Below are 26,941 nucleotides of genomic sequence, written 5' to 3'. Positions count from 1 at the left end.
AGGGCGCGCCGCTGCACGGGTCGAATGTAGCGCACCTTGCCGGGAACAGGGAAGCGGACCGCTCCGGTGTTGCGATCTCAACGGGCGATTCCGTACAATCTTGCGATTGCAACGGTTGTTCGGTTGCGGCGGCGATCCGGAGGAGACCTTGGTGGAGCAGGTGCAGCTCACGCACTCATTGACGGGCGCGCAGTACGGAATGTGGCTCAGTCAGCAGGTGGCCCCCGACGTCGCCTACACCGTCGCTCAGTACGTCGACATCCGTGGGCCGTTCGACGTGGAGGTGCTGCGTGCGGCTACCCGCCAGGCCGCCGATGAGTTCGTCTCCCCGTACCTGCGCATCGACGTCGATGAGTCCGGCACCCCGATGCAGCGCGTCGACGCGACCATCGACCCCTCCGCCGAGGTGGTCGACCTGGGTCTGGCGGACCTCCCCGAGGACGAGCGGATCGCCGTGGCCGTCGAGTGGATGCGGGCCGAGTACTCCAGCCCACTGGATCTCGCGACCGACGATCTGATCGTCAACCGGCTCATCCCGGTGTCCGACGACCGCTGGCTCTGGTACGCCCGCGCGCATCACGTGATCATCGACGGCTACGGCGCTTCGATCCTGCAGCGTCGGGTCGCCGAGCTCTACACCGCTCGTATCACCGGTACCGAAGCGCCGGCGCTCAAGCCGAAACCGCTGGCCCCCGAGGGCTTCGTGGCCGCAGAACAGAAGTACACGGCCTCGGCCCGTGCCGACGGTGACGCCGAGTACTGGGCCGAGGTGGTCCGGGCGCTGCCCGAAGCCTCCGGCCTGGCCCGGACGGTGGCCGGACCGTCGCCGCTCAACCTGCGCCGCAACGGCGTTCCCAGTGCGGCCGCCGGAGCCCGGCTGGAGGCCGCGGCGGAGCGGCTGGGGACCAACCGCACCGGCCTGGTGATCGCCGCCTTCGGTGCCTACGTCGCCGCCGTCTCCGGGCGCGAGCGCATCTCGCTGGCGGTGCCGGTCGCCGCGCGCACCACCGCTGCGCTGCGCGGATCAACCGGTATGACCGCCAACGTGCTGCCCATCCCGGTGCACGCGGGGCTCGGCGCCACCGTCTCGGACGTGATCGACGGAACCGGCCTGGACCTGCGTAACGGGCTGCGACACCAGCTGTACCCGGCCGCACGGATGGCCGCGCCGGTACTGCGTGAGGGTGTGGTGGGCTCCACCTTCGGTGACGCCATCAACATCATGATGTTCTCGTCGTCGATCACCCTCGGGGAGGCCGCCGGCACGCTGAACCTGCTCACCTCCGGCCCCGCCGAAGACATCGCGGTCACCGTCTACGAGTCCGAACAGGGTGCACTGCGGATCGACATGGAGGCCAACCCGGCCACCCACACGGCCACCGGCCTGGACGGGCACTACGAGCGGTTCATGGAGTACCTGGAGAGGTTCGCCGCCGTCTCCGGTGACACTCTGCTCTCCGCGCTCACGGTGGCCACCGCCGCCGAACACGCGCAGTGGCTGCGCTTCGCCGGCGCCCACGACGACGCCCCCCAGGCCGAGGCGCCGTCGGTCCCGATGCCCGCGCTGCTGCGCGCTGCGGCCGCCGCGCACCCCGATCGGGTGGCCGTGGCCGACGGTGACCGCAGCATCACCTACGGTGAGCTGGACCGGTACAGCGACCGCCTGGCCAGGTATCTGATCACACTCGGCGCCGCCCCGGAACGCCAGGTGGCGCTGCGCATCCCGCGCTCGCTGGAATCGGTGATCGCGGTCTGGGCGGCCACCAAGACCGGAGCCGCGTTCGTACCGATCGATCCGAAGCTGCCGGACGAGCGCGCCGCGCATATCACCGAGGCCGCGGACCCGGTGGCCACCTTGACGCCCGCTGATCTGGCACGGGTGTGGGGGCCGGGCGCGCACCAGACGGGCAGTGAACTGCAGTGGCCTGAAATCGATCTCGACCACCCGGCGTACCTGATCTTCACCTCGGGATCCACCGGCCGGCCCAAGGGTGTGAGCGTGACCCATCGCGGGCTCTCCGGTCTCGCGGCGGAACTGGTCAGCTCGCACGGCCTGACCGGTGAATCACGGGTGATGCACTTCGTCTCACCGGGATTCGACGCCTCCGTGCTGGAGCTGCTCATGGCGGTGAAGACCGCGGCCACCCTGGTCGTGGTGCCGCCGGACGTGTACGGCGGCGAGGAACTCTGCGAGGTGCTCGCCGACTCGGGAGTGACCGGTGGATTCATCACGCCCGCCGCGCTGGCCACTCTCGATGCCGAGCGGCTGCCGGCCCTGACCGGCCTGGGTGTCGGTGGAGACACGGTGCCGCGGGCGCTGCTCGAGACCTGGGCCGGCGGCCGCACCCTGGTCAACGTCTACGGTCCCACGGAGACCACGATCGCCGTCACTCTCGGCCGGATGCGTCCCGGCGGGCCGGTCCGACTCGGTGGCCCGATCCCCGGCACCCGGCTCTACGTGCTCGATCCGCATCTGCGGCCGGCGCCCGCCGGGGTACCCGGTGAGCTGTACGTCTCCGGGCCGGGTGTGGCGCGCGGCTATCACGGCGATCCGCGCCGGACCTCCGAGCGGTTCGTCGCCGATCCGTTCACCGCGGACGGCACCCGGATGTACCGCACCGGTGATCTCGTGCGCTGGGACCAAGGCGGTGCACTGGAGTTCCTGGGCCGGATCGACTCACAGGTCAAACTGCGCGGTTTCCGTATCGAGCTGGGTGAGATCGATTCCGCCGTGATGCGAGTCGCCGGCACCGAGCGCGCGATCACCGTGGTGAGCGGTGACGACAGCGCCACCGCCGAACTGGTGACCTATGTGACCGGAACCGCCACGGCGGAGGAGATCTCCACCGCCGTGGCAGCGGAACTGCCCGCCTACATGGTCCCGGCGCACATCGTCACGCTGGACGGCTTCCCGCTCACCGTGAACGGCAAGGTCGATCACACCCGGCTACCGCAGCCCGAGCGCACCTCGGTCTCTGTGGGGTCCGGGCGTGGACCGCAGACCGAGACCGAGGAACTGGTCGCGGAGGCCTTCGCGGAGGTGATCCCTGGTGTCCGGCTCGATCGCCTCGATGTGTCCACCAGTCTGTTCGACCTGGGTGGTAACTCACTGTCCGCCACCCGGATCGCGGCGAGGATCGGGTCGGCGACCGGCACTCGGGTCAGCGTGGCGAAGGTCTTCGCCCACCCCACGGTCGCGGGGCTGGCCGCAGCCCTCGGTGGAGCTGCCCCCTCGGTACCCGGAGCCGCACCGGCCCCCGGTCTCGCCGCTGCCGGTGCTGCTGACCCCGGCGCCGCCGGCTCCGATACCGTCGAGACCACCGTCCGGCAGGACCCGGGCCTCCCGTCGCCACCGGACCCCGAGGAAGCGGCGGAGCTGCTTCCGGCGCAGCACCAGATGTGGGTACGCAACCGTGTCAGTCCGGACGGCTCGTACCACATTCCGGTTGCTCTGCACCTGCGTGGAGAGGTGGACGCCTCCGCCATGCGGCTGGCGCTCGGCGATGTGGTCGCGCGTCACACTCCGCTGCGCACCGTCTATCGCAACGGTCCCACAGCCGGAGAACCCGAGGTGCAGGTGCTGCCCGCCGGTCCGAACCTGGTCCCGTTCACCGAGCGCACCGTCGCCCTGGACGAGTTGACGGCGGCTGCCACCGAGTACGCCGCGGAACCCTTCGATCTCGCCGCCGACGTCCCGATCCGGGCCCGGCTCTACCAGGTGGCGGCGCGGCACCAGGTGCTGGTGCTGGTGATCCATCACATCGCCGCCGACGGCTGGTCGATGATTCCGCTGGCAGGCGACTTCGCGACCGCGTACGCGGCCCGGGCCCAGGGGCGGCCGCCGAGCTTCCCGCCGTTGCCCCGCACGTACACCGAGCACGCCCGCTCCTACAAGCACCGCCTGACCGGTGCTCCGCGGCAGGCGCTGGACGGGTTCTGGTCCGAGACTCTGGCCGATCCGCCGGCGGAATCCGTTCCCCCGTCCGCGGTTCCACGTTCCGGTGGAGTGGTCTCGGCGGCCGAGTCGATCGAGACCAGGGTCTCGCCCGAGGTGTGGGCAGGAGTCGCCGAACTCGCGCGCGGGTACACCACCACCCCGTTCATCGTGGTGCATGCGGCCCTCGCAGCGGCTGTTTCGCGGCTGTCCGGGCAGAGCGATCTCGTGGTGGGCACGGCGGTCGCCGGCCGGGGCGAGGCCGAACTCGACGGTCTTGTCGGCATGTTCGTCAATTCGATTCCGCTGCGCACCCGGACCACCGACGAGCAGTCCTTCGCCGATCACCTCACCGAGGTCAGCCGCGGCGACCTCGACGCCCTCGATCACTCGGATCTGCCCTTCGAATCGGTACTGGAACTGGTGGACCCGCCGCGTGCCGCCGGACGGCACCCGATCTTCCAGGTGATGCTGAACCAGCGACCGTTCGACACCCAGCAGTTCCCGATGGCCGGGATCGACGTCGAGGTGGTGCCCGTCGACGTGCCCATCGCGCGATTCGACATCGAGGTCACGATCGGCGGCGATGGTTCGATCGAATTGCGCTACGCCAGCGAGCTGTACCGCGGCGAGCAGGCCGAGTCGATCCTCGACGCCCTGGTCTCGGTACTCACCGCAGTCGGCGTGGATCCGCTCACCCGGATCGGGGACCTGCCGATCATGTCCGCGGAGCGGCTGGCCGAGCTCACCCCGGTGCGCGGAGAGCGGGCCGATTTCCGGGCACCGCTCGGACGGCTCATGCGCGAAGCCGCGCGGACCTACGGTGGACGGCCCGCCGTCATCGACGGTGAGCGGGTCCTGACCTACCGCGAGTTGTACTCCGAGGCCCGCAAGGTGGCCGCCGCGGTGATCGCCGCGGGCTCGCGGCCCGGTGAGGCGGTCCTGACCGACCTGCCGCGGTCGGCCGAGTCGATCACCGCCTTCTGGGGAATCACCCTGGCCGGGGCCGCGGTCGCGCCGGTGGATCCCGCGTACCCGCGGGATCGCCGTGACTACATCGCAGACGACATCGGGGCCCGGGTCGGGGTCACCGCGACCGGAACCGGCGCGGCCGGCATCTCCTGGGTGGCGATGGACGGGCTCGACGGTGACGGCTACGACCCGCAGATCGTGCCCGGCCTCGACGACGCCGCGTACGTCATCTACACCTCGGGATCGACCGGCCGGCCCAAGGGAACCGTCGTCACGCACCGCGGTCTCGGCAACTTCGCCGAGGAGTTGCACGAACGTCTGCACACCGGTGCCGACACCCGGGTGATGGCCTTCGCCTCCACCGCCTTCGACGCCACCGTCCTCGAACACCTGCTCGCGATCCGGGTGGGTGCACCGCTGGTGGTGGTGCCCCCGGGTACCACCGGCGGCCGGGAACTGGAGCGGATCATCGCCGATCACGGTGTGACGCACGGCTTCCTGACGCCATCCACGCTTGCCACGATGAGCCCGGACGCCGTTCCCGGATGGCGGCACCTGCTGGTCGGCGGCGAGGCCCTCGGGCCTGGCCTGGCAGCTCGGTGGCGGCACGGGCGGAGCCTGCACAACGGGTACGGTCCCACCGAGACCACCATCATGACGGCCATCTCGGACGCGCTCACCGATGACGGACGGGTGTCCATCGGCGGACCGGTCCGTGGTCAGGGGCTCCTGGTTCTCGACGAGGCGTTGCGCCCGGTGCCGGTGGGTATGCCCGGTGAGCTGTACGTGCTCGGACCGCAATTGGCCAGGGGGTACCACCGCCGGCCGCAGCTGACCGCCGAACGGTTCGTCGCGAGCCCGTACGGCGATCCCGGGGAGCGCATGTACCGCACCGGCGACATCGTCCGCTGGACCCGTAACCCCGCCGGCCGTCCAGTGGTGGAGTTCATCGGCCGCAACGACTTCCAGGTGAAGATCCGCGGCATCCGGATCGAACTCGGAGAGATCGACGCCACCATCGGTGCCATGCCAGGGATCGAGTTCGCCACCACCCAGGTGCGCCCCGGCCCCGATGGGGCGCCCGCCCTGGTCGCCTTCGTCAAGGGCGACGTCGACCCGGCTGCGGTCCGCGCGTACGTGCGCCCCCGGTTGCCCGGATTCATGGTCCCGGCCGCGGTGATGATCCTGGACACGGTGCCGATGGGCAGTACCGGCAAACTCGATGCCGCGGAGTTGCCCGAGCCGCGTTTCGGCGGCACCGGTGACGCGGGTGCCGCGCCCACCACCCCTGCCGAGAACAAGGTCGTCCAGGCCTTCCGCAAGGTGCTCGGCAACGACCGGATCGGCGTCGACGACGACTTCTTCGACCTCGGTGGGAACTCGCTCTCGGCGAACGAACTGGTGGGCCTGATCGGCAAGGGGATCGACGCCCGCGCCGTCTTCGATCTGCGCACCCCCGCCGCGATCGCCACCGCTCTGATCGGTGACCCGGACCGCATCGTCGGAGACTCCGCACTCGAGGCGCAGGGCCTGGGACGGGTTCAGCGCGGCGACCGGATGCCGCTGTCGTCAGCGCAGGAGCGGATGTGGTTGCAGAACAAGATCGACCCGGGACCGACGTACAACATCGGGGCGGCCTTCCTGGCCGGCGGCCCGATCGACAAGCGTGTACTCGACGCCGCCCTCCGCGACGTGCTCGGCCGGCACGAGAGCCTGCGCACCCGGTACCCGTCCTCCGTCGAGGGGCCGTACCAGCAGATCCTGGACGCGGACTCGGCGCCGGTCAGAGGATTCGCGTCCGAGTCGGGGACCGCCACGTCCACCGCCGAGGGGCAGCGGACCGCGATCGCCGAGTTCGTGGCGCGCCCCTTCGAGCTCGACACCGACCTACCGCTGCGTGTGATGACGGCGCCGGCCGGTACCGGAGCGGTGCTCGCGATCGCGGTGCACCACATCGCCGCCGACGGCGCCTCCGTGGTCCCGCTGACCCGTGATCTGATGACCGCCTACCTCGCCCGCACCACCGGCACCGAACCGCAATGGGCGGAGTTGCCCCTGCAGTACGCCGATTACGCGGTCTGGCAACGCGGCCAGGCCGAGAAGGACGCCGGGGCCGTCCAGTACTTCGCGGACCGGCTGGCCGGATCGCCCGAGGAGAGCTCCTTCCCGGCGGACGGCCCGCGCCCGACGATCGGTTCCACTGACGCCGCCGAGGTCGCGGTGGTCATGCCCGCGGCGAACCGGACCGCTCTGGCGGACTTCGCCGCGAAGCGCGGCGTCTCGGTGTTCATGGTGCTGCACGCCGCGCTCGCGACCCTGCTGCACCGCGCCAACGGGTCCGGCGACGTGGTGGTGGGCACCCCGGTGATCGGCCGCACCGACCGCCGGCTGCGGGACGTGGTCGGCATGTTCGTCAACACCGTCGCCCTGCGGACCGCGGTGAACGGCACCGAGAGCTTCAACGCCGTGGTCGACCGGATCCGCAGCTGCGATCTCGACGATCTGGTGCACGCCACCGCCCCGTTCGAGCGGGTCATCGAGACGTTGGCGCCGCCCCGCAGCCGGGACCGCACCCCCGTCTTCCAGGTGATGCTCAGCCACCAGAACCTGGGCGATCCGCTCAGCGTGCTCAGCGCGGGTGGCGGCGGTGCGCTCAAACTCGAAGCGCTGCCGCTGGCCGCCGCGAGCACCACCTTCGATGCCGTCTTCGAGGTCCGCGAGGTGGAGGACGGGCTGCGGTTCAACCTGCGCTACCGGACCGACCTCTACCGCCCCGTTACCGCCGAGGGGATCGTCAAACGACTCGTGCGCCTGGTGGAGGCCGGGGTAGCCGCCCCCGAGACCCCGGTGGCCGACCTGCCGGTGCTCTCCGCCGACGAGGAGCGGATGTTCGAGCGGACCGCGGCCACCGTCGAGCCGCACGGCATGGCCGAGATCCTGGCCCGTGCGGTGCTCCAGCGCCCGGCCGGACCGGCCCTGCGCGACGGTGACCTGCACCTGACCTACGCCGAGCTCGACTCCCTCGTCTCCGCCCTGGCGAACCGATTGGCCGGACTGGGCGTGGACCGGGGAACCAGAGTGGCCGTGGCGATCCCACGATCCGCGGCGTCGGTGGTGGCGTTCTGGGCCGTCGCGAGAGTCGGCGCGGTCTACATCCCGGTGGACCCGAACTACCCGGCCGAACGCATCCAGTACATCGTCGACGATTCCCGGCCCGCGCTGGGCCTGTGCGCCGGTGGCGGTGCCGAGTCGGATCTGCCGTCGGGGGTGTCCTGGGTGCCGGTGGAACTGAGCACCTCGCGGGTGCACCATCCGTCCGCCGAGATCCCGGTGATCGGCGCAGACGATCCCGCGTACGTGATCTACACCTCCGGGTCGACAGGTGCGCCCAAGGGCGTCGTGGTGCCGCACCGCGGTCTCGCGGCCATGGCCGACACGCTGGTCCGGCAGCACGCCGTCGGCGCCGGGGCGCGGGTACTGCACTTCGCCTCCCCGAGTTTCGACGCCTCGATCCTCGAACTGCTGCTGGCGACCTGGTCACGGGCCGAACTGGTGGTGGCGCCGGTGACCCTGTACGGCGGATCCCCGCTCGGGGACTTCCTGGCCGAGAACGCCGTGACCCACGCCTTCATCACGCCGGCCGCTCTGGCGACCATCCCCGACCGCGACCTGCCGCTGCTGGAGGCGCTGAGCGTCGGCGGTGACGTGCTGCAGTCCGAGCTGGCCCGGCGCTGGTCCAGGGGCCGGATCCTGATCAACGCATACGGCCCCACTGAGGTGACCATCGCCGCGACGATGGGCACCGTCGACCCGGACGACGTGGGTATCGGCAGTGCCGTCGCCGATGCTCAACTGATGATCTGTGACGAGCGGCTGAACCTGGTGGCGCCCGGCACCGTCGGAGAGCTGTATGTAGCGGGACCCGGTGTGGCACAGGGGTACCTGGACCGCCCCGATCTGACCGCATCCCGGTTCGTGGCCAATCCCTACAACCGGGGCGAGGGCTACAAGCGGATGTACCGCACCGGTGATCTGGTGCGCTGGCGCGAGTCCGGTACCGGTGAACCCGAACTCGATTTCGTGGGTCGCATCGACGATCAGGTCAAGGTTCGGGGGTTCCGGGTGGAACCCGGCGAGGTGGTCTCGGCGATCGAGAGCCATCCCGGAGTGCGTCAGTGCGTGGTAGTGGTGGACCGGGGCGACGGCTCGCTCGCCGCACAGGCCGCCGCCCGGCTGGTCGCCTACTACGTGGCCGAACGGCCCGTCACGACGGACGAACTGCGCACCCATGTGGGAGACCGGTTGCCGCGGCACATGGTTCCCGCGGTGTTCCAGCAGATCGACCGGGTCCCGCTCACCCCGCACGGGAAGACCGACTTCGCCGCGCTCGGGCCCGCCGGTCCCGGAACGCAGCCGCAGTCCGGTGCGGTCGTCGGGGTGAGTGCGGTCGCGCCGCCGGACGTCGAGGGCGCCGTCGCTGAGATCCTCGCCGATGTCCTCGGGCGGGCGGGCCTGGGTAAGGACGACGACTTCTTCGCCGTCGGCGGCACCTCCCTGCAGGCCGCGATCGCCGTCGACCGGCTCCGCGAGCGGTTCGGCGCCGAGGACGCCACCATCCGGTGGTTCTTCGAGGACGCGAAGGTCTCCGCGATCGCGGCCCGGATCTCCGGCGCCCCGGCGAAGGTGGTGACCACCGCGGTCATCACCGGTGCGAGCACCGAATCATCGACTGCCATCACCGATCCCATTCTTCAACTGCGGGCGGGTGCTCCCGGGGTGGACCCGCTGTACTGCATCCACCCGGCCGTCGGCCTGGCCTGGAACTACCTCGGACTGGCCGGGGAACTCGACCCGAGCATCCCGATCATCGGGTTGCAGGCGCCGGGCATCTCTTACCCGATGCCACCGGCGGATTCGGTGAAGGAACTCGCGCGCAGCTATGTGCGTTCCATCCGCACCGCCCGGCCCACCGGCCCGTACAACCTGCTCGGGTGGAGCCTGGGTGGGCTGATCGCGCATGAGATGGCCGTCGAACTGCGGGAACTGGGGGAGAAGGTCAACCTCGCCCTGATGGACGCCTACCCGCTCGACGACTACCGCGGACCACGTGAGGAGATGTCGCTCGCGGCGCTGCTCAGCGAGTTCGTCGGTCTCGACATCGATCAGGACCAGGAACTCGGCCTCGACGACGCGCTGGACCTGCTGGTCGCCGCAGGTGGTCCCGCGCGCGAGCTCTCCCGCGGTCAGATGGAACGCCTCGTGGCGAACTACCGGCACAACACCGCCCTGGGGTACGCGCACCGCCCCCGCGAGTTCGACGGTGACATGCTGGTCTTCCGAGCCACACAGCAGCCCGTCGGCGGTCTCATCCCGCAGTTGTGGCGCCCGTACGTCACCGGTCTGGTGCAGGTCCACGACATCGAGGCCACACACAACCGGCTCGGTGCCACCCCGGCGATCGACGAGATCGCCCGGACCATGAACGTCCTTCTCACTGGTAACGGTGCGGCGGCGATCAGCACCGCGGCGGAACCGGCCGGCCGGGTGGAACCGCTGGTCAGCGTGCGCGGACTGAGCCGCGAGTACGGCCGCGGCAAGAAGGCGGTACGGGCGCTGAGCGGAATCGACCTCGATATCGCCCCCGGTACGGTGCACGCACTCCTGGGCCCGAACGGTGCCGGGAAGACGACCACCGTCAAGATCATCGCCACCCTGTTGCGGCCGTCCGCGGGCAGTGTCCGGATCGACGGTGTCGACGCCCTGGCGAATCCGCGCCGAGCGCGGTCGATCATCGGTCTCTCCGGGCAGTTCTCCGCGGTCGATGAGAACCTCACCGGCCGGGAGAATCTCGAAATGTTCGCCCGGCTCTACGGATTCAGCAGATCATCGGCGCGAGCGCGGGCCGCGGAACTGCTCACCCGGTTCCGTCTCACCGAGGCCGCCGACCGCGGCGCCGGCACCTACTCCGGTGGTATGCGGCGCCGACTCGACCTGGCCGGTGCGATCATCGCCCGCCCGCGCCTGGTCGTGCTCGACGAGCCCACCACGGGCCTGGACCCCCGCAGCCGTAAGGACGTCTGGGAGGTGATCGCCGGTCTCAGCAGAGACGAGGGCATCGCGGTCCTGCTCACCACGCAGTACCTCGACGAGGCGGAGATCCTGGCTGATCTGGTCACGATCATCGACCAGGGACGGATCATCCGCTCCGGCACCGTGCCCGAGCTCAAGGCCGCCGCTGCGGCGGACCTGATCCAGATCGGACTACGGGAGAGCGATCGCGTCACCGCGTGGCCGATCCTGGCACGGCACGCCATCGACGGTACCGCCGTCCGGGAGGCCTCGGGCCTGAGCGCGATACGAGTGGCGGACGGCCGGCGCGAGCTGGTCGCGGTCCTCGACGACCTCCGGGAGGCCGGGATCTCGCCCGAGTCGGCGATGATCCGCGAGGCCACTCTCGACGATGTCTTCTTCGCCCTGACCGGGGAAGAGGCGACCAAGGACGAGGAGACCGGCCGATGACCGCCATCACCTTCCCGAAGGAACGAGAGTCGACACTGCGCGGCTTCGCCGGCGATTGCGCCGTGATGACTCGCCGGAACCTCACCACGCTGGTGCGGATCCCGCAGCTGCTGCTCGCCGCCACCGTGCAGCCGATCATGTTCGTGGTGCTGTTCAGCTACGTCTTCGGATCGACCCTGGGCGGGGAAGCCGGTGGCGCACAGTACCGGGAGTTCCTGCTCGCCGGGATCCTGGTGCAGACGGTCGCCTTCGCCTCCGCGACCACCGCGATCGGTGTCGCCTCGGACATGAAGAACGGCATCATCGACAGGTTCTGCTCACTGCCGATGTCGCGACTGTCGATCATGGTGGGCCGCACCATCTCCGATCTGCTGGTGAATCTGATCAGCATCGCCGTGATGCTGGTGGTGGGCCTGCTCATCGGGTGGCGGATGCGCGGTAGTTGGGTCGACGCGGTCGGCTCGCTCGCAGTGCTGCTGCTGTTCGGGTTCGCGATGAGCTGGCTCGGTGCGTTCATCGGCCTCCTGGTGTCGACGCCGGAATCCGCGCAGGCCGCGCTGATGATCGTGATGTTCCCGATCGCGTTCATCTCGTCGGCGTTCATCGCCTCGGGCGATCTGCCCGCTCCGCTGCGGGCCCTGGCCTCGTGGAACCCGGTGACCTCGATGGCGCGGTCGCTGCGCGAGGCCTTCGGCAACCCCCTCACTCCGAAACCACAGATGAACGAGCCGATCAACTGGGCCTCCGAGCATGCGACCGGGTACTCCGCGATCGCGTCCCTGCTGATCATCGCGGTCATCGTCCCGCTCGCCGCAAGGGCGTACCTGCGCCACTAGCTCCCGTCCCACCCACCCACGAGTAGCTCCCGTCCCACCCACCCACGAGTAGCTCCCGTCCCACCCACCCGCGAGCCGAGCACCAGTCACACGCCCGACTACCGGACACCGCTCCGGACCAAGGAGAGATGAAGATGAACAACCCTTTCGACAACGAGACCGGCGAGTTCGTCGTGCTGATCAACGACGAGGGCCAGCATTCGCTGTGGCCCACCTTCCGTGAGGTTCCCCGCGGCTGGACCGTCACCTTCGGTGAGGGTGGCAGCTCCCGGTCGGAGTGCCTGAGCTACATCGAGACCGCCTGGACCGACATCCGTCCGCTGAGCCTGCGTGCCTAGTCGCGACGTCCCGGGGGCGTCGTCACGGCTGCGACGCGGCGCTCACATGGCGTGCGGATACACGCTCACCATGTGCGCGCCGTACCAACAGGTGACCGTCACGACACCCACGCAGGTCCACACCTGAACCCGCTTCGACCTTTTCGCCAAGGCGATCGCGATCGGGATCAGCAGGACGAACGCGGGGAGTAACAGGCGCGGGCGCGACATCATCAGTCCGCCCGAGCCGAGCAGAGAGATCACCACGAGCGAGCCGTACAGCGTGATCGGCCACGGCATCCGCGAGCGGAGCGCCAGCACGATCAGCACGATGGTCGCCGAGAGCAGCGCGACCACGGACAGGTCTGCGATGTCCGAACCGTTGACCAGCGTGTAGTTCACGAACTGCCAGGTCTGGTAGCCCAGGTCGAAGGTGGTTCCCCAGCCCTCGGTCTGGATCCGGAACCACCCGGTGAGACTCCCCGTCTGCTGCGCGACGATCAGCAGGTACGTCACCCAACCCAGGGGCGCCAGCACCACGCACAGCACTGCGCGGACCCGCTCGCCACCGTCGGAGGTGATGATCGCGAGGATCGCGGCCAGCGAGACCACCCCGATCAGTACCACCGAGGTGGGCCGGCAGAAGCCCGCCAACAGCGTGCACACTCCGGCCAGCAGCCACCGTCGTTCCAGCACACCGACCAGCGCCCACCCGGCCAGCGCGCAGTACAGCGCCTCCGTATAGGCCATGCTGAGCACGATCGCCATCGGTGCAGCGGCGAACAGCACGGTGGTGAGCAGTCCGGCGCGCTCGGCCAGCCGGTTGGGGATCTGCGGCATGTACTGAACGCACAGCCGGCCCAGCCGGTACGCGGCCACCGCGGCGATGCACCCGACGACCACATTGACCAACAGAGCCGCTCGGTAGGCGTCCAGCCCCGGCAACTGCGCGACCGCACGGACCAGCATCGGGAAACCGGGGAAGAAGGCGTACGCGGTGTCGGCGGTGTGCTCGCCGCGCGCGTCGACGAACCGCCACGGCATCGCGTCGTAGCCGTAGGTGGCCAGACCCGTCATCCACTTGCCGTCCCAGGCCGTCAGCAGGTCGGCGAGGTTCTGATTCCGCAGCTGCGCGAACCGCGCCAGCACGGCGAGTCCGATACCGCGGATCGCGAGGTAGACGACGATCGGCAACCAGATCGAACGGGTGCGGTCCAGCAGGTCCGACCGTGCTGCGGCTCCGGTTACGGCGTGATCGGGGGCGGTCGGCACGCGTTGCATCGTACCGGCGCCCGAGGCGGTGTGGATACTGCCGGTGCGCACCCCGGTCACCGGGCGCGCTTGATCCCGCACTGCACCGAGTTGGTGCCTTCACGACGGCTGATCTCCCGGCCGTCCACCGAGATCGAGCAGTTCAACGGTCCGGTGCCGACCACGCGCACGGTCAGGGTTTCACCGACCACCGCCGGACCCTGCCACTCCCAGGGCAGAGTCGACGCCGGCGGCACCGTCGTCCCCGAAACGCCGGACACGATCACCACTCCGGCGCCGCCGGCGCTGAGCTTGAGCGGCACGGTGGACCCGGTGGACGGCGCACCGCCCGACCGGGTGGGGGTGAGGAAACCGTCGGTCTCGGTGCCCGGCACCCCCGGCGCCGGAGTCGGAGTGGGTGCCGAGCCGGACTTCGATGCGGGAGCAGTGCCGCCCGATCCGGTCCCGGGGGAGGTGGTCGCCGAGAAGGTGACCGGGGAGGCGTCTGTGGTGGAGTCGTCGTCGCGCAGCACCAGCCCGGCGACGACCGCCGCTGCGACCGCCAGAACCGCGACCACCGCGACGACGGCGATGATCACACCCTTGCCGCCGCCCTTGTTCGGCGGTTGTGGGGGCCCGGGCGGGAAGCCGGGCGGCGGGTAGCCGAACTGCTGGGTGGGCTGCGGGTGGCCCGGCCGGCCGAACTGCTGGCCGCCGGGCTGGTAGCCGGGCTGAGGCTGGGGGGTGCCGCCCCGGTGGTACTGCCCACCCGGGTACGGGCGAGGGTTCTGGCCGCCGTACGGGTTCATCGGTTCTCCTCGGTCGCCGTGATCGAGTCGATTATCCGTGAACCGGCTGAACGCGTGGTTGTAGACCTCTTGGACGCCGCCGGCCGGGCACGGCCGCAGGCGGGCGGGGCGGGAGCGCGGGAAGCCGCGCCGGTACGATGACTACTGCAAGCAGCCCGAATGCAAGCCCGAATGCAGGAGGTAGTCCCCAAGTGGCACTCGTCGTCCAGAAGTACGGGGGCAGTTCCGTCGGCTCCGCCGAGCGCATCCGCAGGGTCGCGGAACGGATCGTCGAGACCAAGCGCGCGGGTAACGACGTCGTCGTCGTCGTCTCGGCCATGGGTGACACCACCGACGAGCTGCTCGACCTGGCGAATCAGGTGTGTCCGGCGCCGCCCGCACGGGAGATGGACATGCTGCTCACCTCCGGTGAGCGCATCTCGAACGCGCTGGTCGCCATGGCGATCCACTCGCTCGGTGCGCATGCGCAGTCGTTCACCGGTTCGCAGGCGGGTGTGATCACCACCAGCAAGCACGGCGCTGCCAAGATCATCGACGTCACCCCCGGCCGGGTCCGCGCCGCCATCGACGACGGCAAGATCGTGTTGGTCGCCGGGTTCCAGGGCGTCTCGCAGGACACCAAGGACGTGACCACGCTCGGCCGGGGCGGCTCCGACACCACCGCGGTCGCCCTCGCCGCGGCCCTGGAGGCCGATGTCTGCGAGATCTACACCGACGTCGATGGCATCTACACCGCTGACCCCCGGATCGTTCCCAACGCTAAGCATCTGGACAAGGTCTCCTTCGAGGAGATGCTCGAAATGGCGGCCTGCGGGGCCAAGGTCCTGATGCTGCGGTGCGTGGAATACGCGCGCCGGTACAACGTTCCTGTTCACGTGCGCTCGTCGTACTCGACCAAGCCCGGCACCATCGTTTCCGGCTCTATGGAGGAGATCCCCGTGGAAGAGGCAATTCTCACCGGCGTGGCCCACGACCGCAGCGAGGCCAAGATCACCGTCGTCGGCCTGGAGGACAAGCCCGGCTACGCGGCGCGGGTCTTCCGCGCCATCGCCGATGCGGAGATCAACATCGACATGGTGCTGCAGAATGTGTCCAAGGTGGACACCGGGCGCACCGACATCACCTTCACCCTGCCGCGTGAGCTGGGCCCGCTAGGTGTCGAGAAGCTGGAGGCCCTGCGTAAGGAGATCGGCTTCGACTCCGTCGTCTACGACGATCACGTGGGCAAGGTCTCGCTGGTCGGCGCGGGCATGAAGAGCCACCCGGGGGTCACCGCCACGTTCTGCGAGGCGCTGTCGAAGGCCGGTATCAACATCGAACTGATCTCGACCTCCGAGATCCGCATCTCGGTGCTCATCCGCGACAACGAGCTCGACGAGGCCGTCAAGGTGCTGCACGACGCCTTCGACCTCGGCTCCGAGGAAGAGGCCACCGTCTACGCCGGAACGGGGCGGTAACACATGGCAGACAACGGAATCCGGGTAGGAGTCGTCGGCGCCACCGGGCAGGTGGGCGCGGTGATGCGGCAGCTGCTGCTGGACCGTGACTTCCCGGCCTCGCAGGTTCGCTTCTTCGCCTCGTCGCGCTCGGCGGGTAAGACGTTGCCCTTCGGCGACCGTGAGATCGTGGTCGAGGACGCCGAGACCGCCGATCCGGCAGGGCTCGACGTCGCGCTGTTCAGCGCGGGCGCCACGATGTCCCGAGTGCAGGCACCCCGGTTCGCCGCCGCCGGCGTCACCGTGATCGACAACTCCAGCGCCTGGCGCAAGGATCCGGACGTGCCCCTGGTGGTCTCGGAGGTGAACCCGGAGCAGGTCCGAGACCTGAAGAAGGGCATCATCGCCAACCCCAACTGCACCACCATGGCCGCGATGCCGGTGCTCAAGGTGCTGCACGACGAGGCCGGCCTGCAGCGGCTGATCGTCTCCTCCTATCAGGCGGTCTCCGGCTCCGGCCTGGCCGGTGTGGACGAGCTGCTCTCGCAGGTCCGCGCTGTGGCCGCGGACGCGGAGAAGCTGGTGCACGACGGTTCCGCCGTGGACTTCCCGACGCCGAACAAGTACGTCGCGCCGATCGCCTTCAACGTGCTGCCGATGGCCGGTGCGCTCGTCGACGATGGTACGGGTGAGACCGACGAGGATCAGAAGCTGCGCAACGAGTCCCGCAAGATCCTGGGGCTGCCCGACTTGCTGGTGAGCGGTACCTGCGTGCGCGTGCCGGTGCTCACCGGCCACTCGCTGTCGATCAACGCCGAGTTCGCCTCACCGCTGTCGGTCGAGCGCGCTCAGGAGCTGTTGGCGGCCGCGCCGGGCGTCAAGCTGGCCGACGTGCCGACCCCGCTGGACGCGGCCGGTTCCGACGACTCCCTGGTCGGCCGTATCCGGCAGGACCCGGGCGTCCCCGACGGTCGCGGCCTCGCGCTGTTCATCAGCGGTGACAACCTGCGCAAGGGCGCCGCACTGAACACCGTCCAGATCGCGGAGTTGCTGGTCTGACACGTCCCCCTGGGGATCGGATCGGGGCTGCGCCGAGCACGGGCGCAGCCCCGATCCTCATATCCGGCGCAGCCGGGGCCACATCCGGGACCAGGGCTCTCGGGCCTGGCAGAGCCGGACGTCCACACCGGTGGAGGCGGTCGGCATGCCGATCCGGTGGTGCACCGTGCGTAGCACCCGCGACGAGGCGCACATCTCGCCGGGTTGCTCGGACTCGGAGGCGACCACCCACAGGACCGTGGTGGCGGCGTCGTCGGGCCGGCCGAAATAGCCGTACCCGCGGTTGGGACTGAACACCGGTGGCAGGTCCCGGCCGTAGTAGTCGAGCGCCGCCGCCTGCCAGTACGAGCTGGCGACGATCGCCTGTGGCCGTTCGGCATCGGGCAGGGCGGCGATCGCCTGCTCCACTTCCCGGGTCAGTTCCGGCCAGCCGAACTGGCCGTAGACCGAGATGCGCATTCCGGCCTCCATCACGGACTTCGGCTCGTCCATCTCGGCCGCCGGCGTGAACGGCAGGCTCACCACGATCGACGCGGCCGCGAGCACGGACAGCGCGGCGGTGACGATCCGTTTCGGGATCGGCCGAGGCAGCTGTTCGAAGGCCACCGCGCCGGCGGCGGCCACGACCGGGATCATCCCGCCCGGATAGTACGGCCGGCCGGCCGTGACCACGAAGACGGCGACCAGGAGCACGAAGGCGGGCGCGAGGAACCGGTACGGACGCAGGTGCTCCGACCGCATCAGCGCGTAGAGGCCGTACCCCAGCAGCAGCGCGCCGAGAAGCCCGGCCGTGAGCAGCATGATCGGCACGAACAACAGCCGCCCGCCCGCGTACTGGCTCTCCTGTGCGACCTGTCCGGTGAGCTGGAGGTAGGGCCAACCGCGCCGGGCCTGCCAGAGCAGGGCGGGGAGCATCGTCAACACCGTGACGGCGCCGCCGAGCCACAGGGCCGGACGTCGCACCAGATCCCGCGGGCCCCAGATCAGTGAGGCTGCGACGATACACACCCAGAACACCGGGATCAGCCACTTCACCTGCATGTCGAGCGCGGTCACCAGGCCTGCCAGGAACAGCAGGCGGTCGTGCCGGGTGCGCACCCATCGCACCAGCAACCAACTGACCGCGACCCACAGCGGCGTATCGATCGCGTTCGTCGCCAGGAGCGAGGACTGCAGCAGCAGGAAGGTCGACGTGGCGTAGGCGAAGGCGGTCAGTGCCTGCGCGAAGCGGCCACCGCCGAGTTCTCGGGCGATCAACGCCGACAACACGATCCCGGCCAGCGTGATGAGGATCGACGGCAATCGGAACAGGATCAGGTGCTCGCCCGGCATCGCCTCGCCGAGCAGGGCCAGCAGCGGCAGAACGGGTCCCTGATCGGCGTAACCGACCGAGAGCCGGTGGCCGGCCGAGATGAAGTACAACTCGTCGCCGAACAGGTGGTACCTGCTGGCGCCGAACGCAGCCGCGATCGCTCCGAGCACCAGGATCGGCAGGATCAACGGCCACGCGATCGGGTGTGCGGCGGTGTCGCCGAGTCGGAGCGCGGGCACGGAGGCCATCGGCTGGGGGCGGTTACGGCTCATCGGACACCTCCGTCTGGAACATCTCCGTGCGGCGGGCGCTGCACCGCACGGAGGTAGACATCGAGCATCTGTTGCGCATAGGGGCCGAGCCGCAGGCCGGGATCACGCGCCGCGCGAGTCGCGGCACCGTCGATCGAGTCGCGGATCTGCTGCGCCATGATCCAGGCATCGAACTCCCCGAACTCGCCACTCGCGTGCCCCTCGCGCAGGAGCTGCGCGAGCGGCTCGACCGCGGCGGCATCGCCGTCCTCGGGGCCGAAGGCCGGCCGGTCGTGATCGTCGCGGAGGCCGAAGACCACCTCGATCATCGCGGTGATGTGTTGCCGGTTCTCGTCCAGGAACTCCAGGTTGGTCTCGATGTACGTGCGAATCCGGTCGAGCGCCGTCGGCGCGGCCTCGATGCGCGGGATCATCGTCGCCGCGCCGTTCTGGTACAGCGAGATGACCACGTGACGCAGCAGATCGTCCTTGCCGTCGAAGTGGTACGAGATCACGCCTTTGGAGACACCGGCCTGCTCGGCGATCCGGGCGAGGGAGGCGGCGCCGAACCCCGACTCGGCGAGTACGACGACTGCGGCGTCGATGATCTGCCGGCGACGAGCCTCCTTGATGAAGGAACGTTGACCATTCGGGACAGAAGTTGACCGCATGGTCAAAAATTATCATCGCTGGTCAGAATCGGTAATGCCGATCGCCGGAGAACGAAGAACGGGGGCCCTCCCGAAGGAGGACCCCCGTTCGACGGGGCCGCAGTGAAGGTACGAACCGGTGGCTGACCGGTGAAGTGCTTACGCGGAGGAGCGGGCGGACAGTTCCTCGTCGAGACGCAGCAGGCCCGGACCGTCACCGTCGATCAGCTTGAGGCGACCGACGATCTCGCTGACCGTGGCCTCCTCCTCGACCTGCTCGTTGACGAACCACTGGATCAGGCCCTTGGAATCGATGTCCTCATCCGCGGCGCGGTAGAGGTTGCGGATCGACTCCGAGACGCGCTGCTCGTGCTGCAATGCGACCTCGAAGACGTCGAGAACGGTGTCCACATCGACCTTCGGCGCGGCGGACGCGCCGATGCGGGGGTGGTTACCGCGATCGGAGAGGTGGTTGATCCACTTGTTGGCGTGGGTGATCTCCTCGTCGGCCTGCTTGCGCAGCCAGCCCGAGATGCCCGGCAGGTCGCGGATCTCCATCTCGATCGCCAGCTGGCGGTACACCAGCGAGGCCTCGAACTCGAGGGTGATCTGGTCGTTGAACTTCTCTTCAAGTGCGTCCGTGAGCTTCATGCGGACGACTTTAGAACCGTTCTAGGAATATGGCAACGCAGGTAAGGCGTACCTCTCCGCAGGTCAAGTGGTCTTTTTTAGGTTAGGCGCACCCTTTTTTGCAACGCCAATCGCGAGGTCGATCGCCACGAACACCAGCAGTGAAACGCCGAACACCGGAAGGAACCAACCGATGAACGCGATCGCCAGAACCGCCGGAATCGCGTGCGACGGTTCGACCTTCCGCAGCCCGCCACGGGCCGGCGGGGTGGGTAGTCCGCCGCGTCGCGGCCGCCGCTGCCACCACATCAGATAACCGCGCACGATCACCGTCACCAGCAGCGTCGCGAAGGCGACCAGAGCGATCTGGTTCAGCAGGCCGAACTGCCAGCCCATGTGGGTGTTGATCAGCAGTTCCGTCGCCTTGGCCAGCAGTGGCCACGAGGCGAACGCCAGCACCGTCACCACCTGACCGGTGCCGGGGTCGACGGTGGCCGAATCGATCCCCATCCGCCAGGGCCGGCGGGTCTGAGCGACCGTGATCGCCGTGTCCGGATCGGCGGGCACCGAGACCTCCACGGCGCCGTCGACGCCGCGGGCAGCGGCGGCCGCGACGGCGCGGTCGAGCACCGCGATGTTGCGGCCGCGGGTCTGCGCGGCCACCTCCGGCGAGGGTTCTGCCTCCTCCGCCGCCAGATGATCGGAGTGCGCCCCGGCGCTCGTGCCGGCCGCCGCCGGGGTGAGTGAGGTGGACAGCTTCGGTTTCACCCAGCCCATCTCGGCGCGCAGCTCAGCGATGTTCTCGCCGGCGTACTTCGACCAGGTCAGCCCGGTGGCGGAGAAGAACAGCAGGCCCAGCAGCAGCCAGGTCCCGATCACCGCGTGCCGGCCCATGCGGCCTCCGCGCCCGGTGGCTCTGCGGTCGTAGGCGAGCATCCGGCGGGGATCGGACCGGCGATGCCGCCACCACAGGTAGAGGCCACCGAGCGCGACCACCCACAGCCAGGACGCAGCGAGCTCACTGTAGAACCGGCCGATCGCGCCGAGGTGCAGATCCACGTGCAGCCGGTCGATCCAGAACCGGATCGGCAGCGCCTCGATCGAGCCGTACACCGGGAGCGCACCCTGAACCTGCGCCGTCGCCGGATCGACGTACACCGCGAGCCGGCGCTCCTCGCCGGCCAGCGCCGGATCGGCCAGCAGCACCCGGGTGGCCCGATCGGCACCGTCGCCCGTGCGGACCGCGCTGACCGGAAGCCCGGGATGCGCGGCCTGCGCCGCGGCGACCTGCTCGGCGAGCGGCAGCGCCGGACCCTGCGACTTGGCCACGATCTGATCGGCGTAGACGAACCGCTCCAGAGTGGGGGCGGCCGCATACAGGCCACCACTGACCGCGGCGATCACCAGGAACGGCGCGATCAGCAGGCCGGCGTAGAAGTGCAGCCGCATGATCGCCGCACGCCAGCCCGCCCGAGAGGCGCCGGCGGCCGCGCGAGACGGGTCCGGTGACTGAGAACTCTCCGAGTTCTGGGTTGCCGGTTCGGTCACGGACATGGTTCACCTCGATGCTGCGGCGTTACTGAAGGCGTGGGCGCTCCGGGCCGGGCTGGACCCGCGCGAAATCCTACTCCGCGTCCACCGGGAATTCGACGATCGAATGCGCAGGTCAGGACTTGGCAGTGGCGACGAACTCGCGGATCAGTCCGGGATCCTTCACTCCCGGAGCCGATTCCACTCCGCTGGAGACGTCCACCCCGGACGGCCCGAAGGCGGCGATCAGATCCGCCACGTTGTCCGGGCGCAGGCCGCCGGCGAGCAGCCACGAGGTCGACGGGGGCACGGGCAGGTCGGCCGGGTCGAAAGTGGCACCCGAGCCGGGCACCGTGGCATCGATGAGCAGGCGTTCGGCACCGTCGTGACCGGATCGAGTGAACCGGGTCGCGGAGATCGCCCGGATGGTGGCGAATCCCGCCTCGGCGGCACGGGCGAAGTGCTCGGCCGGCTCGTCGCCGTGCAACTGGATCGTTCGCACCCGTGATGCGCGGGCCAGGCGCAGCACCTCGTCGATCGGCTGGCCACGGAAAACGCCCACCGTCTCCATGCTGTCCGGCACCGCCGAGATCAGTCCAGCGGCGGCCTGCGCGTCGATCAGCCGGACGCTGCCCGGTGCGAAGACGAAACCGATCGCATCGGCACCCGCGGCGACCGCGGCTTCGACGCTCTCGCGGGTGCGCAGCCCGCAGACCTTGACGAACATCCGTCGATCGTAGGTCAGGGGAGATCCCCGCCTGCGCCGCGCAGGAAGGCGCCGCTCACCCCGACCGCCGGCGCCGAGCTCTCGCCGGAGACCACCAGCGTGGCGAAGGCCAGGTCCCCCACGATCCCGGCGAACCAGCCGTGCGCGTGCGTGTTGTCGCCGAACTCGGCGGTGCCGGTCTTGCCGCCGAGGTCGCCGATTCCGCGCAGCGCCGTCGCGGTGCCACTGGCGACCGTCTCGCGCATCGCCGCCCGCAGCGCATCGGCGACACCCTGGTCGATCTGTTTCCCGGGCTCACCGGCCGGGGCGGGTTCACCGTCGAACAGGGACGGCCGGACCGCGGTGCGCGCCGCGAGCGAGGCCTCGACCACGGCGAGTCCGAACGGGGACGCGGTGACCCGGCCCTGCCCGATCGATTCCTCGACCCGCTCGGCGTCGGTCCGGGCAGCCGGAACCGAGCCGGTGACCGTGGTGATCCCGGGGATCGCGTAGTCGACGCCGAGCCCGAACCGCTTGGCGGTCTCGGTGAGCGCGTTCTCGCCGAGCCGAGTGCCCAGGCCCGCCATCGTGGTGTTGCAGGACTTGGCGAAGGCGGTGTGCAGGGGGACGTTGCCGAGCGCGAAATCGTTCTCGTTGGGAATGGTGCGGTCACCGAACCGGGCCCGGCCGGGGCACGCGAGTTCGGCGTCCGGGGTGGTGATCCTCGCCTCCAACGCCGCCGCGGTGGTGATGGTCTTGAAGGTCGATCCGGGCGGGTACAGACCGGTCAGGGCGACGGGGCCCTGCTTGTCGGCGGCCGTGTTCTGCGCCACCGCCGCGATGCCGCCGGTGGACGGACGGATCGCGACCAGCATGGTGGGCCGCTTCTCCCGGGCGACCGCCGCGTTCGCAGCCCGCTGTAGGGCAGCGTCCAGGGTGGTGCGGATCGGCGGGATCTCGGCGGCGGGGAAGGACTCGACCAGCCGGATCGGCTTGCTCTCCCGGTCGACGACGGTGACCGACGCCCCGGCCGCGGCATCGACGTCCCGGCGCCACCGGTCCTCGAGCCCGGAGGTCACCGGCGAGCGCAGCGCCGGCGACGTGGTGAGCAGGCGGCCCTCGTCACGGGTACTCACCCCGTCGATGGAGGTCAGCGGCCCGACCTTCTTCGCATCGGCTGCCCGTAGCGAGATCACTGCGGTGGGTGCGTCCTTGCCCTCGACGGTCGAGCGCAAGCCGGCGGCGGTCACGGTCGGATCTGCGGCGGTGAGCCGGGCGGCGAGGGCGTCGGCCGAGGCGGCCCTATCCGGAGCCAGGGAGACGACGGTGACCGTCTGCCAGGTCATCAGCGGGGTGTTCCTCCGATCGACGACCCGGGTGGAGTACGGCTTCTCGTCGGCGTACAGCAGGCGGGATCCGGTGGTGGCGTCCGGATGGATCAGCCCGGGTTCCCAGGTGACCTTGCCGCCGCCGGCCGCGACCTTGGTGCTGTACCGCACCCCCCGCTCGCGGGGCAGCGCCCAGGACCAGGTCAGTGCGCTGTCCTCACCGTCCTTGCCGACGGTGACCTTCGGCTTGGCCTCGCCCATCCCGTCGAAGGTGGCCTGGAGTGCCTCGGCCGCGGTCGGCGGGTCGGATGTGAGGTTCGCGGCGTGCTCGGCGTCGCGGTTGGAGACTGCCGTGGCGAACTTGGTGACCACGTCGTCCTCGGAGCAGGCGACGAGTGAGGTGGCGAGGGTGCCGATCACCAGGATCGGTGCGACGCCCCGTGCCGAACGTGCGGCGCCAATCGGCACGAAGCGAGGTCGGATGGTTCGCATGGTGTCCAGTGAACCTGCTCTCGCGGATACTCACCAAAGTTCGCCGACTTCCTCGGCGGAATCCGGACCTGCGGAAACTTCGTCACACTCCCTGGAGTCGTTCCAGAATCGGGCGTACTCTATTTCCCATGACCGAGGTCGCGACCGCCGAGGAGCGCCTGCGCGGCGTGGGACTGCGGATCACCGCACCGCGCGTCGCGACGCTGGGCTACCTCGACCATCACCCGCACGCCACCGCTGACGATGTGGCCGAGTTCCTGCGGGGCCGGCTCGGCACCGTCGCCACCCAGACCGTGTACGACGTGCTCCGGGTGTGTGCGGAGAAGGGCCTGCTGCGGCGGATCGAACCGGCCGGGTCGGCGGTGCGTTACGAGGCCCGAGTTGCCGACAACCATCACCACCTGGTCTGCCGGGCGTGTGCCCGGATCGTGGACATCGACTGCGCCGTGGGCGCGGCCCCGTGTTTGACCGCCGACGACGACCACGGCTTCGTCATCGACGAGGCGGAAGTGATCTATTGGGGCTACTGCCCGGACTGCGCCTCCCGTCCCGACTGATCCCGCTGCCGGACCCCGCTGCCGGATCCCGCTGTGGATCGGCGCGACGCCCTGGGACCGGTCGGTGATGCGGGCTACCCTCGGAAGAGGATCCGTCCGGACCCGGGCGGACGCAGTGCGAAGGAAGGCCGGAAATGAGCTTGGACGTCGTTTACACCATCTCGTCGACCGCCACCGGTGGCGGTCGCGACGGGCACGTGAAGTCGGCCACGGGCCGCATCGATCTCGAGACCCGTCCGCCGAAGGAGATGGGCGGCAACGGCGAGGGCACCAATCCGGAGGAACTGTTCTCCGCCGGCTACGCCGCGTGCTTCCTGGGTGCGGTGCGGGCGATCGGCCGGGGCGAGAAGATCGACGTCCCGGACGACACCTCCGTCGAGGTCACCGTTGGATTCGGTAAGACCGAGACCGGCTTCGGTATCAACGCCGCGATCACCGCCACGCTGCCCGGTCTGGACCAGGCGACCGCTGAGGCACTGGTCGCCAAGGCGCACCAGCTGTGCCCGTACTCGAACGCGACCCGCGGCAACATCGACGTCGATCTGACCACCACCGTCTGATCCGCGGCTGAACACCTCACTGCGGCCCGCCGCCCTCGGCCTCGTCTTCGTGGGCGGCGCTGCCGGAACCTACGTCCGAGCCGAGGTCGGACACTGGTTGCCGCACACGCCGTTCCCCTGGGCGAGTTTCGCGGTGAACATGATCGGCGCGCTGTTGCTCGGCGGTGTGATCGAGGCGTTGGCGCAGCGGCCCGACGACGAGCGGCACCGCCGCATCCGGCTGCTGCTGGGAACCGGATTCTGCGGCGGACTGACCACCTACAGTGCGTTCGCGCTGGAACTGCACGGCGCGAGCCCCGCCCTGGGCGCCCTGTACGCCGGTGCGACGGTGCTGCTGGGCCTGGTCGCGGCTCTCGCCGGAGCGGCGGTGGTTCGACGATGACCACACTGCTCGTCTGCCTGGGCGGTGGGCTGGGAGCGGTGCTGCGCCTGCTGGTGGACAGCGCTCTGCGGGCGCGGCTGTCGGTGTGGTCGACGGCGGTGGTGAACACCACCGGTTCGCTGCTGCTCGGCGTGCTCGCTGGCCTCGCCGCGGAGTCGGGTGTGGTCGGCGCGGCCACATTCGCGGTGCTCGGTACCGGGCTGTGCGGTGGCTACACCACCTTCAGTACCGCCACCGTCGAGACCTGGACACTGCTGCGGGACAAGCGGTACCGCGAGGGGATCGGCTACGGTTCGGCCACCCTCGGAGCCGCCGTGGTGGCCGTGTGGGCCGGATACGCCGCTGGCGCGTCGCTGTGAGGTCCGCCGTGACTCACCGCCCGCTGCGGGCCAGTGCGTACCCGTACACCGACCGGGTCAGCGCCAGCGAGCACAGCATCAGCAGCATCACGATCACCGCTCCCCACATGGGCAGTCCGCCCAACGGCGCTCCGTTGTGATCGACGCCGAAGCGGCTCACCGGATCGGTGTAGGTGGGGGAGTTACCGAGCAGAGCCGATGCCGCCGCGATCAGGAATCCGGCGAACACCGCCAACCCGTAGAGGATCGTGGCCCAGCGCCGCCCGAACAGCGCGACCAGGCCGGTGAGTGCCATCGCCGCGCACACCACCAGCCCGGCGATCGCGAGCACGAGGATGGCGATGGTGCGCACGCCCAGCGGTGACGCCGGGAAGTTCCCCGGGTAGCCGGCGGTGCCCAGCAGGGCGGAGGCCTGGATGATCGCGGTCACGTAGAGGGCGATCGCACCGGCTCCGGCGGCCAGGGAGATCAGTACCCATAGCCACACCGCGCCCCCGCGACGCCGCGAGCTGGCCGGGCGGGCGGTGCCGGAACCGGATTCGCGCAGCACGCGCTACGCCAGCCGGGTCTTGACGGCGGCCGAGAGGCGCTTTCCGTCGACCGCTCCGGCCGCCTTCGCGGTGGCGACCTTCATCACCTGGCCCATCTGGCGCACCGTCGGCGCCTCCCCGAGCTCGGCGGTGACCTCGGCGACCGAGGCGTCGACCAGGGCGCCCAGTTCGTCGTCGCTGAGCTGTTGCGGCAGGTAGCGGGACATGATCTCGGCCTCCGCGCGCTCCTTGGCGGCCAGCTCGTCACGACCGTTCGCGGTGAAGATCTCAGCCGCCTCGCCGCGCTTCTTGACCTCGCGGGCGACCACCTTGAGGAACTCCTCGTCGGTGAGCGCGTGCGCCGTTCCGGTGGTCTCCTCGTTCTGGATCGCCGAGAGCAACATGCGCAGGGTGCCGGTGACCTGGGTGTCCTTGGCCTTCATGGCGGTCTTGAGATCGTCGCGGATCGCGGCCTTCACGTCTGACATGTCATCCAAGTTACGCGGTGTGCGCAGCGGCGG

19 protein-coding genes are annotated in these 26,941 nt (G+C 69.8%); 9 read left to right on the top strand and 10 right to left on the bottom strand.

Annotation, left to right across the window (positions count from 1 at the left end; all coding sequences use genetic code 11):
- The first annotated feature begins 106 nt into the window (after positions 1-106).
- The 3 genes from ACYVHG_RS07785 to ACYVHG_RS07775 all read left to right on the top strand — a co-directional run bounded on the left by ACYVHG_RS07785 (position 107) and on the right by ACYVHG_RS07775 (position 12,599).
- The gene (locus ACYVHG_RS07785) at positions 107-11,425 is read left to right on the top strand and encodes an amino acid adenylation domain-containing protein (RefSeq protein WP_461166827.1); all 11,319 of its coding nucleotides are present in this window, start codon (positions 107-109) and stop codon (positions 11,423-11,425) included.
- Positions 11,422-12,261, top strand: a complete 840-nt coding sequence (locus ACYVHG_RS07780) for an ABC transporter permease (RefSeq protein WP_461166826.1) — start codon at positions 11,422-11,424, stop codon at positions 12,259-12,261. Before ACYVHG_RS07785 ends, ACYVHG_RS07780 begins: the two co-directional genes overlap by 4 nt.
- 134 nt (positions 12,262-12,395) lie before the next feature.
- Entirely contained in the window at positions 12,396-12,599 is a 204-nt protein-coding gene (locus ACYVHG_RS07775; RefSeq protein WP_461166825.1) for an MbtH family protein, read from the top strand.
- Between the two features lie 42 nt (positions 12,600-12,641).
- Here ACYVHG_RS07775 and ACYVHG_RS07770 read toward each other — a convergent pair whose 3' ends face one another.
- Positions 12,642-13,859 carry a hypothetical protein gene (locus ACYVHG_RS07770; RefSeq protein WP_461166824.1) on the bottom strand — a complete coding sequence of 406 codons (1,218 nt, stop codon included), beginning with the start codon at positions 13,857-13,859 and terminating at the stop codon, positions 12,642-12,644.
- Positions 13,860-13,906: 47 nt separating this feature from the next.
- Positions 13,907-14,638 carry a hypothetical protein gene (locus ACYVHG_RS07765; protein WP_461166823.1) on the bottom strand — a complete coding sequence of 244 codons (732 nt, stop codon included), beginning with the start codon at positions 14,636-14,638 and terminating at the stop codon, positions 13,907-13,909.
- 191 nt (positions 14,639-14,829) lie between these two features.
- Between ACYVHG_RS07765 and ACYVHG_RS07760 the strand changes: the two genes are divergently transcribed.
- Positions 14,830-16,095, top strand: a complete 1,266-nt coding sequence (locus ACYVHG_RS07760; RefSeq protein ID WP_461166822.1) for an aspartate kinase — start codon at positions 14,830-14,832, stop codon at positions 16,093-16,095.
- Positions 16,096-16,098: 3 nt separating this feature from the next.
- Complete coding sequence (locus ACYVHG_RS07755) at positions 16,099-17,133, top strand: aspartate-semialdehyde dehydrogenase (RefSeq protein ID WP_461166821.1); 1,035 nt, start codon at positions 16,099-16,101, stop codon at positions 17,131-17,133.
- Positions 17,134-17,190: 57 nt separating this feature from the next.
- On the opposite strand, the gene ACYVHG_RS07750 is transcribed toward ACYVHG_RS07755, so the two are convergent.
- The 6 genes from ACYVHG_RS07750 to ACYVHG_RS07725 form a co-directional block, all read right to left on the bottom strand.
- Positions 17,191-18,717 (bottom strand): ArnT family glycosyltransferase, encoded by a 1,527-nt coding sequence (locus ACYVHG_RS07750; RefSeq protein ID WP_461166820.1) that lies wholly within the window; start codon positions 18,715-18,717, stop codon positions 17,191-17,193.
- Complete coding sequence (locus ACYVHG_RS07745) at positions 18,714-19,367, bottom strand: TetR/AcrR family transcriptional regulator (RefSeq protein ID WP_461166819.1); 654 nt, start codon at positions 19,365-19,367, stop codon at positions 18,714-18,716. The genes ACYVHG_RS07750 and ACYVHG_RS07745 overlap by 4 nt, the downstream gene beginning before the upstream one ends.
- A gap of 138 nt (positions 19,368-19,505) precedes the next feature.
- Positions 19,506-19,997 (bottom strand): ferritin, encoded by a 492-nt coding sequence (locus ACYVHG_RS07740; protein WP_461166818.1) that lies wholly within the window; start codon positions 19,995-19,997, stop codon positions 19,506-19,508.
- 63 nt (positions 19,998-20,060) lie between these two features.
- Positions 20,061-21,530, bottom strand: coding sequence for a PepSY-associated TM helix domain-containing protein (locus ACYVHG_RS07735; protein WP_461166817.1), 1,470 nt, complete (start codon positions 21,528-21,530; stop codon positions 20,061-20,063).
- 112 nt (positions 21,531-21,642) lie between these two features.
- The gene (locus tag ACYVHG_RS07730) at positions 21,643-22,233 is read right to left on the bottom strand and encodes a phosphoribosylanthranilate isomerase (RefSeq protein ID WP_461166816.1); all 591 of its coding nucleotides are present in this window, start codon (positions 22,231-22,233) and stop codon (positions 21,643-21,645) included.
- A 14-nt stretch (positions 22,234-22,247) separates the two neighbouring features.
- Complete coding sequence (locus ACYVHG_RS07725) at positions 22,248-24,032, bottom strand: penicillin-binding transpeptidase domain-containing protein (RefSeq protein ID WP_461166815.1); 1,785 nt, start codon at positions 24,030-24,032, stop codon at positions 22,248-22,250.
- Between the two features lie 128 nt (positions 24,033-24,160).
- Between ACYVHG_RS07725 and ACYVHG_RS07720 the strand changes: the two genes are divergently transcribed.
- From ACYVHG_RS07720 to ACYVHG_RS07705, 4 genes are all read left to right on the top strand, one after another.
- A complete protein-coding gene (locus ACYVHG_RS07720; protein ID WP_461166814.1) occupies positions 24,161-24,589 on the top strand; it encodes a Fur family transcriptional regulator in 429 nt (142 codons plus the stop codon).
- Between the two features lie 134 nt (positions 24,590-24,723).
- Entirely contained in the window at positions 24,724-25,149 is a 426-nt protein-coding gene (locus ACYVHG_RS07715) for an organic hydroperoxide resistance protein (RefSeq protein ID WP_461166813.1), read from the top strand.
- A 49-nt stretch (positions 25,150-25,198) separates the two neighbouring features.
- Entirely contained in the window at positions 25,199-25,531 is a 333-nt protein-coding gene (locus ACYVHG_RS07710; RefSeq protein WP_461166812.1) for a fluoride efflux transporter FluC, read from the top strand.
- Positions 25,528-25,890, top strand: coding sequence for a fluoride efflux transporter FluC (locus ACYVHG_RS07705; RefSeq protein WP_461166811.1), 363 nt, complete (start codon positions 25,528-25,530; stop codon positions 25,888-25,890). Before ACYVHG_RS07710 ends, ACYVHG_RS07705 begins: the two co-directional genes overlap by 4 nt.
- 13 nt (positions 25,891-25,903) lie before the next feature.
- On the opposite strand, the gene ACYVHG_RS07700 is transcribed toward ACYVHG_RS07705, so the two are convergent.
- Together ACYVHG_RS07700 and ACYVHG_RS07695 are read right to left on the bottom strand one after the other, a co-directional pair.
- The gene (locus ACYVHG_RS07700) at positions 25,904-26,440 is read right to left on the bottom strand and encodes a hypothetical protein (protein ID WP_461166810.1); all 537 of its coding nucleotides are present in this window, start codon (positions 26,438-26,440) and stop codon (positions 25,904-25,906) included.
- Positions 26,441-26,443: 3 nt separating this feature from the next.
- Positions 26,444-26,908, bottom strand: coding sequence for a GatB/YqeY domain-containing protein (locus ACYVHG_RS07695; protein ID WP_461166809.1), 465 nt, complete (start codon positions 26,906-26,908; stop codon positions 26,444-26,446).
- Between the last annotated feature and the right edge of the window lie 33 nt (positions 26,909-26,941).

It is taken from the genome of Tsukamurella serpentis, assembly GCF_054780975.1.
Note: the sequence above shows the minus strand (reverse complement) of the source record. Positions and strands in the feature narration are given on the sequence as shown.

What these genes read in the sequence shown, in the direction of transcription:
- ACYVHG_RS07720 (WP_461166814.1), top strand. Translation starts at nt 24,161, where the DNA reads ATGACCGAGGTCGCGACCGCCGAGGAGCGCCTGCGCGGCGTGGGACTG.
- ACYVHG_RS07705 (WP_461166811.1), top strand. Translation starts at nt 25,528, where the DNA reads ATGACCACACTGCTCGTCTGCCTGGGCGGTGGGCTGGGAGCGGTGCTG.
- ACYVHG_RS07715 (WP_461166813.1), top strand. Translation starts at nt 24,724, where the DNA reads ATGAGCTTGGACGTCGTTTACACCATCTCGTCGACCGCCACCGGTGGC.
- ACYVHG_RS07775 (WP_461166825.1), top strand. Translation starts at nt 12,396, where the DNA reads ATGAACAACCCTTTCGACAACGAGACCGGCGAGTTCGTCGTGCTGATC.
- ACYVHG_RS07730 (WP_461166816.1), bottom strand. Translation starts at nt 22,233, where the DNA reads ATGTTCGTCAAGGTCTGCGGGCTGCGCACCCGCGAGAGCGTCGAAGCC.
- ACYVHG_RS07755 (WP_461166821.1), top strand. Translation starts at nt 16,099, where the DNA reads ATGGCAGACAACGGAATCCGGGTAGGAGTCGTCGGCGCCACCGGGCAG.
- ACYVHG_RS07780 (WP_461166826.1), top strand. Translation starts at nt 11,422, where the DNA reads ATGACCGCCATCACCTTCCCGAAGGAACGAGAGTCGACACTGCGCGGC.
- ACYVHG_RS07745 (WP_461166819.1), bottom strand. Translation starts at nt 19,367, where the DNA reads ATGCGGTCAACTTCTGTCCCGAATGGTCAACGTTCCTTCATCAAGGAG.
- ACYVHG_RS07735 (WP_461166817.1), bottom strand. Translation starts at nt 21,530, where the DNA reads ATGTCCGTGACCGAACCGGCAACCCAGAACTCGGAGAGTTCTCAGTCA.
- ACYVHG_RS07725 (WP_461166815.1), bottom strand. Translation starts at nt 24,032, where the DNA reads ATGCGAACCATCCGACCTCGCTTCGTGCCGATTGGCGCCGCACGTTCG.
- ACYVHG_RS07740 (WP_461166818.1), bottom strand. Translation starts at nt 19,997, where the DNA reads ATGAAGCTCACGGACGCACTTGAAGAGAAGTTCAACGACCAGATCACC.
- ACYVHG_RS07765 (WP_461166823.1), bottom strand. Translation starts at nt 14,638, where the DNA reads ATGAACCCGTACGGCGGCCAGAACCCTCGCCCGTACCCGGGTGGGCAG.
- ACYVHG_RS07750 (WP_461166820.1), bottom strand. Translation starts at nt 18,717, where the DNA reads ATGAGCCGTAACCGCCCCCAGCCGATGGCCTCCGTGCCCGCGCTCCGA.
- ACYVHG_RS07695 (WP_461166809.1), bottom strand. Translation starts at nt 26,908, where the DNA reads ATGTCAGACGTGAAGGCCGCGATCCGCGACGATCTCAAGACCGCCATG.
- ACYVHG_RS07770 (WP_461166824.1), bottom strand. Translation starts at nt 13,859, where the DNA reads ATGCAACGCGTGCCGACCGCCCCCGATCACGCCGTAACCGGAGCCGCA.